The sequence below is a fragment of the Streptomyces cucumeris genome (genome assembly GCF_024295805.1).
Classification (GTDB): Bacteria; Actinomycetota; Actinomycetes; order Streptomycetales; family Streptomycetaceae; genus Streptomyces; species Streptomyces cucumeris.
The window spans coordinates 334530-344817 of the sequence record NZ_JANCLX010000007.1 but is presented as its reverse complement, the minus strand read 5'-3'; the positions used below and the strand labels follow the sequence as shown (position 1 = coordinate 344817).

The 10288-nt window shown below is 73.1% G+C and carries 6 protein-coding genes; 4 read left to right on the top strand and 2 right to left on the bottom strand.

Going from position 1 to position 10288, the window contains the following annotated elements:
* Positions 1–97: 97 nt before the first annotated feature.
* The gene (locus tag NMK44_RS14105) at positions 98–1588 is read right to left on the bottom strand and encodes a M1 family metallopeptidase (protein ID WP_254742543.1); all 1491 of its coding nucleotides are present in this window, start codon (positions 1586–1588) and stop codon (positions 98–100) included.
* 186 nt (positions 1589–1774) lie between these two features.
* Between NMK44_RS14105 and NMK44_RS14100 the strand changes: the two genes are divergently transcribed.
* Positions 1775–3766, top strand: a complete 1992-nt coding sequence (locus NMK44_RS14100) for a Xaa-Pro dipeptidyl-peptidase (RefSeq protein WP_254742540.1) — start codon at positions 1775–1777, stop codon at positions 3764–3766.
* A gap of 463 nt (positions 3767–4229) precedes the next feature.
* Positions 4230–5996 (top strand): BCCT family transporter, encoded by a 1767-nt coding sequence (locus NMK44_RS14095; RefSeq protein ID WP_374215268.1) that lies wholly within the window; start codon positions 4230–4232, stop codon positions 5994–5996.
* Between the two features lie 212 nt (positions 5997–6208).
* On the opposite strand, the gene NMK44_RS14090 is transcribed toward NMK44_RS14095, so the two are convergent.
* Positions 6209–7156: an FAD-dependent oxidoreductase gene (locus NMK44_RS14090; protein ID WP_254742537.1), complete on the bottom strand. Its 948-nt coding sequence runs from the start codon at positions 7154–7156 to the stop codon at positions 6209–6211.
* Between the two features lie 160 nt (positions 7157–7316).
* Here NMK44_RS14090 and NMK44_RS14085 point away from each other — a divergent pair, with 160 nt between their 5' ends.
* Both NMK44_RS14085 and NMK44_RS14080 read left to right on the top strand, forming a co-directional pair.
* Complete coding sequence (locus NMK44_RS14085) at positions 7317–8357, top strand: oxidoreductase (RefSeq protein WP_254742534.1); 1041 nt, start codon at positions 7317–7319, stop codon at positions 8355–8357.
* Positions 8358–8427: 70 nt separating this feature from the next.
* On the top strand, positions 8428–10065 hold the full coding sequence (locus tag NMK44_RS14080; protein ID WP_254742531.1) for an ABC-F family ATP-binding cassette domain-containing protein: 1638 nt from the start codon (positions 8428–8430) through the stop codon (positions 10063–10065).
* Positions 10066–10288 lie beyond the last annotated feature (223 nt).

Here is a 10288-nt window from a genome sequence, read left to right as displayed (position 1 = left end):
GCCGCGGGGGGGGGCGCCCCCGGGGGGGGGGGGCGGGGGGGGGGGGGCGCCCCCCCCCCCCCCCCCCCCGCCCCCTGGCCGGTATTCCGTGCCGCGGTCAGTGCCGGTGGGCGCGGTGCGTGGCCTGGATCCGGTCCCATGACCTGGGCTTGGCCACGGACTTGGCCGGGCTCACCGCCGCCGCCTTCGCCGCCGCCGCGGTGGGCTTGGACGGCGTGTACAGCCAGGTGTCGAAGAGCGCGTTCAGCGGCTTGCCGGACACCTTCTCGGCGTAGGTCACGAAGTTCCGCACCGAGGCGTTGCCGTATCGGTTCTTCTTCGTCCAGCCCTTGATGATGGCGAAGAAGTCCTTGTCGCCGACCTTGTTGCGCAGTGCCTGGAGGGCCAGCGCGCCACGGTCGTAGACCGCGTCGTGGAACTGGTTCTCCGCGCCCGGGTCGGCCGGCTTGACCTTCCAGAAGGGGTCGTCCGCCGGGTAGGAGGCGTAGGTGTAGTCCGCCAGCTCCTGCGCGGTGCCCTCACCCTCCTTCTCCGACCACAGCCACTCGGCGTAGCTGGCGAACCCCTCGTTGATCCAGATGTCCCGCCACTTCTTCACCGAGACGCTGTCCCCGAACCACTGGTGGGCCAGCTCATGGACGATCAGCGAGGTGTTCGCGCCCCGGGAGAACCCGCGAGGGCTGTAGAACGGCCGGGTCTGGGTCTCCAGCGCGAATCCGGTGGGCACGTTCGGCACATAGCCGCCCAGCGCCTCGAAGGGGTACGGGCCGAAGACGGTGGACTCCCAGTCCACGATCTCCGCCGAGCGCTCCACGCTCGCCCGGGCCGCGCCCGCGTTGTCGCCCAGGTCCTTGCTGTACGCGTTGATGACCGGCAGACCGCTCGCGGTGGTGTCCTTGGTGATGTCGAACTTGCCCACCGCCAGCGTGGTCAGATACGTGGCCTGCGGCTTGGCCGAGCGCCAGTTGTAGCGGGTCCAGCCCAGCCGGGAGGTGGTCGACTGGAGGGTCCCGTTGCTGAGCGCCTGTGTCCCGTCCGGGACCGCCACCGAGACGTCGTAGGTGGCCTTGTCCGTCGGGTGGTCATTGCTGGGGTACCACCACCAGGCCGACTCCGGCTCACCGGCCGCCACCGCCCCGTCCGGGGTGCGCAGCCAGGCGGTGAACCCGTTGACCTGCACCTTCGACGGGGTGCCGTGGTAGCGCACCACCACGGTGAAGGGGCGGTCCTTGGCCAGCGGCGCGGCCGGGGTGATCTCCAGCTCGTGGTCGCCGGTCGCGGTGAACGCGGCCTTCTTCCCGCCCACCAGCACCTCGCTCACGTCCAGAGCGAAGTCCAGATTGAAGCGCGAGAGGTCCTGGGTGGCGGTGGCCTGGACGGTGGTCGTGCCCTCCAGCCGGTCCGTCGTCGGCTGGTACTTCAGCCGCAGGTCATAGTGGGAGACGTCGTACCCGCCGTTGCCGTACGACGGGTAGTAGGAATCCCCGACGCCGGGGGCGCCCGGAGTGGCATCGGCAGCCGACGCCGGGATCGCCAGCAGCAGGCAGGCCGCGGCCGCGCCCGGGACGAGGAGTCTGTGGTGACGCACGAGTCCTCCAACTCGTAGGGGAGAACGATCACTCGCGACTCTATGTACTCCCGAGGAGTTCCGCGCGTCCATATCGCGCTCTGACATGTAATCGACATCCGGCCGACACGGCATCCGGCTGAGTGTCCCTCAGTTCCCGGTGCGCGCCTCTTCTGCGCGGGAGTTGACTCGCGCTACCGTCCGGCCGTGCTGCTACCGAGGCGGAAACCCCGCATCCACTGGACCACGCTGATCCTGTCGTCGGTCACCGCACTGCTCGCCGCCGCCGTCACCCTGCTGCCCCCGCTGGGCACCCAGGCCGCCCACGCGGCCACCGGCGCGGCCCGGGAGAGCAGACCCGTCTACTCCTACGAGCACGCCATACGCGAAACCGTATGGGTGGACACCAGGGTCGACGGCGATACGGACGGCAGGACCGACCGTGTCGCCGTCGACATCGTCCGGCCGCGCGAACCCGCCCAGGCGGGCCGCCGCGTCCCCGTCATCATGGACGCCAGCCCGTACTACGCGTGCTGCGGACGCGGTAACGAGAGCCAGACCAAGACCTATGACGCGGACGGGAAACCCGTCCGGTTCCCGCTCTTCTACGACAACTACTTCGTCCCGCGCGGCTACGCCACCGTCCTGGTCGACCTCGCCGGAACCAGCCGCTCCGACGGCTGTGTGGACATCGGCGGCCGGTCCGACATCCAGTCCGCCAGGTCCGTCGTCGACTGGCTGAACGGCCGCGCCCGCGGCTATGACGCCGCCAGCGGTGGCAGAGCCGTGACCGCGAGCTGGTCCAACGGCGCCACCGGGATGATCGGCAAGAGCTACGACGGCACGGTGGCCAACGGAGTGGCCGCCACCGGCGTCAAGGGGCTCAGGACCATCGTGCCCATCGGCGCCATCTCCTCCTGGTACGACTACTACTTCGCCCAGGGCGCGCCGCTCTTCGACTCCGGCCCCGACGCCCTCGCCGACGGCATCGAGAGCGACGCCGCCCGCGGCCGCTGCGCCGATGTGCAGCGGAAGCTGGTCGAGGGCGCGCCGCGGACCGGTGACCGGACCGCGCTGTGGAACGCCCGCGACTACGTGCCCGACGCGGCCAAGGTCCGCGCCAGTGTCTTCGCCGTCCACGGTATGCAGGACCTCAACGTCCGCACCAAGCACCTCGGACAGTGGTGGAACGCCCTCTCCCGGGCGGGTGTCGAGCGCAAGATCTGGCTCTCCCAGACCGGCCATGTGGACCCGTTCGACTTCCGGCGCGGCCCCTGGGTGCGCACCCTGCACCGCTGGTTCGACCACTACCTGATGGGCTTCGACAACGGCATCGAGCGCGAGCCGATGGCCGATGTCGAACGCGCCCCCGACCAGTGGTCCACCGACCGCGCCTGGCCGCCGTCCGGCACCCGGCAGACCACCCTGCGCCCGCGCGGCGGTGACACCCCCGGTGTCGGCGTCCTCGGCACCCGCCGGGCCGCGCCCGGGACGACCGAGACCTTCACCGACGACCCCGCGCACAGCGAGGCCGACTGGGCCGCCCAGGTGGGACGGTCCACCCCGGACAAGGCGGGCTTCACCACCGGCACACTGCGCGCACCGCTGCGGCTGTCGGGCTCGGGCACGGTGACCGTCACCGCCACTCCCTCCACCACCAGCGCCCATCTCTCCGCGGTCCTGGTCGACATCGGTCCGGCCACCATCCGCGACTACACCGGCGACGGCGAGGGCATCGTCACCCACGACCGGCGCACCTGCTGGGGGAGCAGCACCGAGGGCGACAGCGCCTGCTTCAAGGAGACCGCCGCCGATCCCGCCCGGGTCGACCACACGGTCATCAGCCGTGGCTGGGCCGACCTCGGCACCTACGCCGGGGACGGCAAGGGCCGCCCGCTGACCCCGGGCAAGCCCTACACCCTCACCCTCGATCTGGCCGCCACCGACCATGTCGTCCCGGCCGGACACCGGCTCGCCCTGATCATCGCCGGGACCGACGCGGGTCTCATCGAACGGCCGGACACCACCCCGCGGCTGACGCTGGATCTGCCCCGCACCTCCGCCCGGCTGCCGCTGGCCGGCGGGGTACCGGACACCACCGCCGGGGCACCGGCCACCGGACCGCTGACCAAGGGCGTCGCGGAGCCGGAGCCGGGGCGGCAGGGCGACCGCATGCCCACCGCGCACACCACCGGCTGACGCCTCGGCGGAGGGGGGGGGGGGCGCGCCCGCCCCCGGCCCCCCGGCGCCCCCCCCGGCGCGCCCCGCCGCCCGCGGGGCCGCCCGGCAGCCGCCGGGCACCACCTCCGCCGAGGCCGTCGGCCGTCCGCCACCCACGGTGGCGACGCGGAGAAACCCGACGTCGGAAGGGGTACGACGGCCCGGACCCTCGGGTACAGTGCGCCGCACATCAGCGCGCCGCCACCCCACCCGTGACCCATCGGACGGCCCGTGGATGACCGCTGACCGGAACAAACGCCCCCATGGCGGCCGCCGAGGGTGTGCCCGATCCGTCGAGAAGATGGGGAAACCGGCGCTGACCTGGTGATACGGGAGGCAACGGCGCCACGGAAAATGCATTACGCGTCCATCTGCTGGGTAGCCGGAACGTCGTCGGTCAAACGTTGTTCACATTCAGTGAAATCCAGTGAGAGGTTCTTGCGTGACGGAGACAGGTAAGACCACGGGGGACGCCAAGGGCGGTCCTCCGGGCACAACAGCTCAAGCCGGGGGCTCGGGGGGACCGGAGCACCGGGCTCCCCAGACGGACCGCGTGGTGTTCGGCGTCTCCGCCGCGCTCACGCTCGCCTTCGTGGTCTGGGGCGCGGCCTCCACCGACACCCTGGAGGACGCCTCGGGCAGCATGCTGACCGGGCTGATCCACAACGGTGGCTGGGCCTTCGTACTCGCCGCGTCGGGCTTCGTGATCTTCGCGCTGTGGCTGGCCATGAGCCGCTACGGCAAGATCACGCTCGGCAAGGAGGGTGAGGAGCCCGAGTTCCGCACCGTCTCATGGGTCGCGATGATGTTCAGCGCGGGCATGGGCATCGGCCTGATGTTCTACGGCGTGAGCGAGCCGCTCTCGCACTTCGTGAACCCGCCGCCGGGCACCGACCCCAAGGGCGCGGCCGACGCCATGGAAACGGCCATGGCCACCACGCTGTTCCACTGGACGCTGCACCCGTGGGCCATCTACGCCGTGGTCGGTCTGGCCATCGCCTACAGCACCTTCCGGCGTGGCCGCAGGCAGACCATAAGCGCCGTCTTCACCCCGCTGATCGGCCGTGGCCACGCCAACGGCTGGGTCGGCCGGGTCATCGACATCCTCGCCATCTTCGCCACCCTCTTCGGCTCCGCCGCCTCGCTGGGCCTGGGCGCGCTCCAGATCGGCAGCGGTGTCGAGGTGCTGGGCTGGAAGAGCGATGTGGGCACCTCGCTGCTGGTGGCGGTCATCGCGATCCTCACCGCGGCGTTCATCGCCTCCGCGGTCTCCGGTGTCGCCAAGGGCATCCAGTGGCTGTCCAACATCAATATGGTGCTGGCGCTGTTCCTGGCCGTCTTCGTGTTCATCGCGGGCCCGACGATCATCATCCTCGATCTGCTGCCCACCTCGATCGGCGGCTACCTCGGTGACCTGCCCCAGCTCATGGGCCGCACCGAGGCCACCGGCGGTCAGACGGTCGCCGACTGGCTGAGCAGCTGGACGGTCTTCTACTGGGCCTGGTGGATCTCCTGGACGCCGTTCGTCGGCATGTTCATCGCGCGTATCAGCCGCGGTCGCACCATCCGGCAGTTCGTCGGCGGTGTGATCCTCGTGCCGAGCACCGTCAGCCTGCTGTGGTTCGCCATCTTCGGCGGATCGGCGATGAAGCTGGAGGCCGCGGGCCGCCTGGGCAAGGAGACCACGCCCGAGGGCCAGCTCTTCGGTGTGCTCGACCAGTACCCGATCGCGGGCGTGATGAGCGTCCTGGTGATGGTCCTGGTCGGCATCTTCTTCGTCTCCGGCGCGGACGCGGCGTCCATCGTGATGGGCACGCTCTCGCAGAAGGGCGCCTTCGAACCCACCCGGTTCGTGGTGATCTTCTGGGGTGTGGTCACCGGTGGTGTCGCGGCCATCATGCTGCTGATCGGCGGTGGCGGGGACGACGCCCTCACCGGACTCCAGAACCTGACGATCCTGGTGGCGGCCCCGTTCACCCTGGTGATGGTGGGGCTCTGCTGGGCCCTGCTGCGGGACCTGCGCCGCGACCCGCTGATCGTCCGGGGCGAGAAGGGCGAGGAGGCGGTCGAGATGGCCGTCATCGCCGGACACGAGAAGTACGACGGCGAGTTCGAGATCCGCATCGGCCCGGCCACCCCGCCGGACCCGCCGCAGGACGGCGACACCGCGGACGACCCGGTCGGCCCCGCCCCCGCGGGCAAGGCATAACACCACCCGCCGCCGAAGCCCCGCGCTTCGGCGGCGGCCCCGAGAGGCCCGGGCCCGCCCGAGCCCCCACCCCCCCCCCCGCCCCCCGGCCCGGGGGGGGCCCCCCCCCCCCCGCCCCCCCCCCCGCGGCCCCCCCCGGGGGCCCCCCCGCTCGCTAGTCCGGCACCGGCGATTCCGGGCCGGCACCCCGGGGCGCCGCGGGGCTCGGCCGGTCAGGCCAGGTGGGCGGCCTGGTGGGCGCAGCCCCAGGAGACCGTGACGCCCGCGCCGCCGTGGCCGTAGTTGTGCACCAGACGCGCACCGTCCGGCAGTTGCTCGGCCTCCAGCCGCACCCGGGCGCGGGCCGGGCGCAGGCCCACCCGGTGGGCCAGTATCCGGGCGTCCGCCACCCCCGGGTGGATCCGGGCGCAGCGGGCGACGATCGCCTCGGCCGTCGCCGGATCCGGCTCCAGCCCCCAGGCGTGCTCGCGCGCGGTGCCCCCGAGCACCAGCCCGTACGGCTGCGGCAGCGCGTACATCGTGTCCGACGCCTCGCCGTCCGCGGCCACCAGCCACTCCTCCACACCCGGGTTCTCCACCACCACGAGCTGCCCCTGCACCGGATGCACCCCGGTGTCCGGCACCAGCTCCCGCGCGCCAAGACCCGTGCAGTTGACCACGAGCGGGGCGGAGCGTCCGGCCTCGGCCGGGGAGGTCACCACGCGCTCCTCGACCGTGCCGCCGGCCGCCTCCAGACGGCGCCTCAGATAGCCGAGGTAGACCGGCATGTCGACCAGCGGAACGCGCGCCCGCAACCCCACCGGGAAGCCCTCCGGCAGCTCCTCGGGGCGCGCCGGGCGCAGCTCCGGCACCTCCGCCGCCCAGGGGCCCAGCTCCTCGACGCGGACACCGGTGTGCGTCCCCCCGGCCAGCCGGACCCCGGTCTCCTCCGGCCGGTCGGCCAGCGCGACCAGGGCGTGCAGCGTGTCGACGGACCAGGCGGCCACCTGCTCCTCCGGTTCGATGCGATACGGCCACCACAGCCCGCCGGCCACCGCCGAGGTGGTGCGCCCGGCCGGATCGCGGCTCCACACCGCGACCCGGCGGCCCCCTTCGGCCAGCACGATGGCGCTGGTCAGACCGATGACCCCAGCGCCGATGACCATCGCGTCGCATGTCATCCCCGGAGGCTATCCCCGGGGAGGGGGTCCGGCGCCAGACCCGTCCGCACCCCGGATGCCCGGCGCACGTGCACCCGGTGCGCACATCGGATTTGTCCCCGATCGACCGTGATGCAGGCGCGTCGCGGTATGCCTGCGCCGATGAGTGAATACTTGGGCCATGACCTCCGAGTACGTGACCTTCGGGCTGACACCGGCCGTCCGCGCCGGCGATGTGCCGGCCGACGGTACGTATCAGAAGCACCGTGAGTTCTGGGACTTCGTCGTGGACGGCGGCCCGCTGCTGCCGCGTCTCGCCGACCTCGACGCGGTCTCACCCCTCGCCGCCGACCTCGACCCCGCCGTCTTCGCCGAGCAGGTCCGCGGACTGCTGCTGGAGACGGACGCACCGCTCGACGGCGGCCGGTTCGTGCTCTACGGCTGTCCGGAGTGCGAGGGGCTGGAGTGCGGCGCGATCACCGGCGTCGTCGAGGCGGACGGGCCGGACGTGGTGTGGCGGGACCTCGCCTGGCAGACCGGCCCCACCGCCCCGGACCCCGAGCGCGACGGTGTCCCCGGCCTCGGCCCCTACCGCTTCCACGGCGACCAGTACCGCACCGAGCTGAAGCGGCTGCTCACCGAGGACGGCGGCCCGGACGCGCGCCGGGCGCCCCGGGCGCTGCTCATCGGCCGCCGGGCCGCCGTCCTCGCCAAGCTGGCCGCCGCCCTGCGGCGGATCGGCATCGGCGCGGAGATCACCCTCGACGCGGCGGGCGCGCACCCGGACGAGCTGCGCCGGTACGGTGCCGTGGTCTTCGGCCCCACCGTGCCGCAGATCGAGCGCGACGCCGTACGGGACGCCTTCGCCGAGGCCCGATCCGACGCGGTCTTCGTCACCGACCCCGGCCCCGTCGTCCCCCTCCTCGTCGCCCAGGTCGAACAGGCCCTGGACCGCACGCCCCGGCAGCACCGCAGACTGCTCTGCCTCACCGTGCGCGGCGGGGAGGCGCTGGTCGAGATCGCCTCCGAGTGCCGTGTCCGGCTGGTGTCCCACCGCGTGGACCGGCTCGCCCGCCCTCACAGTCACGACCTCTTCGACGACGTACTGGCCCCGGGCCGTCACCGGTTCGCGCTGCCGGCCCGCGCGGTACGGGGCACGGCGTTCGTCGTGGCCCGCACCGGCGACGCGGTCCTGACGGCTCCGGCGGACCACCAGGCGTGACCGTGAGCGACCGCCCCACGGGATATCCCGTGGGGGACGGACCCGTCCGGCCATTAGGATCGGGCGTCTGATGACTGCCACTCTCGTCGCCAAGGACCTCGCCGCGGGCCACGGCGACCGCACTCTCTTCTCCGGCCTCGACCTCGTCGTCGCCCCCGGCGAGGTCATCGGCCTCGTCGGGGTCAACGGCGCGGGGAAGTCCACCCTGCTACGGCTGCTGGCGGGGCTGACCGACCCCGAGCACGGCGCGGTCCGGCTCAGTCCGCCGCACGCCACCGTGGGCCATCTTCCGCAGGAGCCCGAGCGGCGCCCGGGGGAGACCGTACGGGCCTTCCTGGCCCGCCGTACCGGTGTGGCCGCCGCACAGGCCGAACTCGACGCCACCACCCAGGCACTGGCGGACGGTGCGCCCGGCGCCGACGACGCGTACGCCGTCGCCCTGGAGCGCTGGCTCGCGCTCGGCGCCGCCGACCTCGATGAACGCGCGGACGAGGTCGCCGCCTCGCTCGGACTGGACATCTCGCTCGAGCGGCCCATGACCGCCCTCTCGGGCGGGCAGGCCGCCCGGGCCGGACTCGCCTCGCTGCTGCTCAGCCGCTATGACGTCTTCCTGCTCGACGAGCCGACCAACGACCTCGACCTCGACGGCCTCGGACGGCTGGAGGACTTCGTCACCGGGCTGCGCGCCGGGACGGTGCTGGTCAGCCACGACCGTGAGTTCCTCACCCGCACCGTCGACAAGGTGCTCGAACTCGACCTCGCCCAGCAGCAGGTGAACCTCTTCGGCGGTGGCTACACCGCCTATCTGGAGGAGCGCGAGACCGCCCGGCGGCACGCCCGCGAGCGCTACGAGGAGTACGCGGACACCCGCTCCTCGCTGGAGGCACGGGCCCGCACCCAGCGCGCCTGGATGGAGAAGGGCGTCAAGAACGCCCGCCGCAAGGCCCCCGACGGCGACAAGATCGGGCGGAACGCCCGGGTGGAGGCCACCGAGAAGCAGGCCGCCAAGGCGCGGCAGACCGACCGGCTCATCGAGCGGATGGAAGTGGTCGAGGAGCCGCGCAAGGAGTGGGAGCTGCGGATGGAGATCGCCGCGGCACCGCGCGCGGGCGCGGTCGTGGCGACCCTGCGCGGGGCCGAAGCCCGGCGCGGGGAGTTCCACTTCGGTCCGGTCGACCTCCAGATCGACTGGGCCGACCGGGTCGCGGTGACCGGCCCGAACGGTTCCGGCAAGTCCACCCTGCTGGCCGCGCTGCTCGGCCGGCTCCCGCTGGACGCGGGGGCGGCGGCGCTCGGCCCCGGTGTGGTGGTCGGCGAGGTCGACCAGGCCCGTGCGCTCTTCTTCGGCGGGGAGCCGCTGCTGGACGCGTTCGGCGCGGCGGTGCCGGAGCTGGAGCCCGCGGCGGTACGGACCCTGCTGGCCAAGTTCGGGCTGAAGGCGGCCCATGTGCTGCGGCCCGCCTCCACGCTGTCCCCGGGGGAGCGGACGCGCTCGGCGCTGGCCCTGCTCCAGGCGCGCGGGGTCAACCTGCTGGTGCTGGACGAGCCCACCAACCACCTGGACCTGCCCGCGATCGAACAGCTGGAGTCGGCGCTGGCCTCGTACTCCGGCACCCTGCTGCTCGTCACCCATGACCGCCGGATGCTGGACGCGGTCCACACCACCCGCCGCGTCCAGGTGGCGGAGGGCCGGATCACCGAGGCCTAGGCCATGTCTTGTGGATCACCTCGGGCCCGCGACGCCTGGCACGGCGCCCCCAGCTAACGCTGGGAGGTGCCCCCGGCTGCGTTGTCGGAGCATCCGAGCAGGCCCGCCCCCGGACTCCGTCCGGCCCGTGGCCGGAACGGCCGTGGGGGGGGGGGGGGGGGGGGGGGGGGGGGCGCGGGGGCGGGGCGCGGGGGGGGGGGGGCGCGGCGGGGGGGGGGGGGGC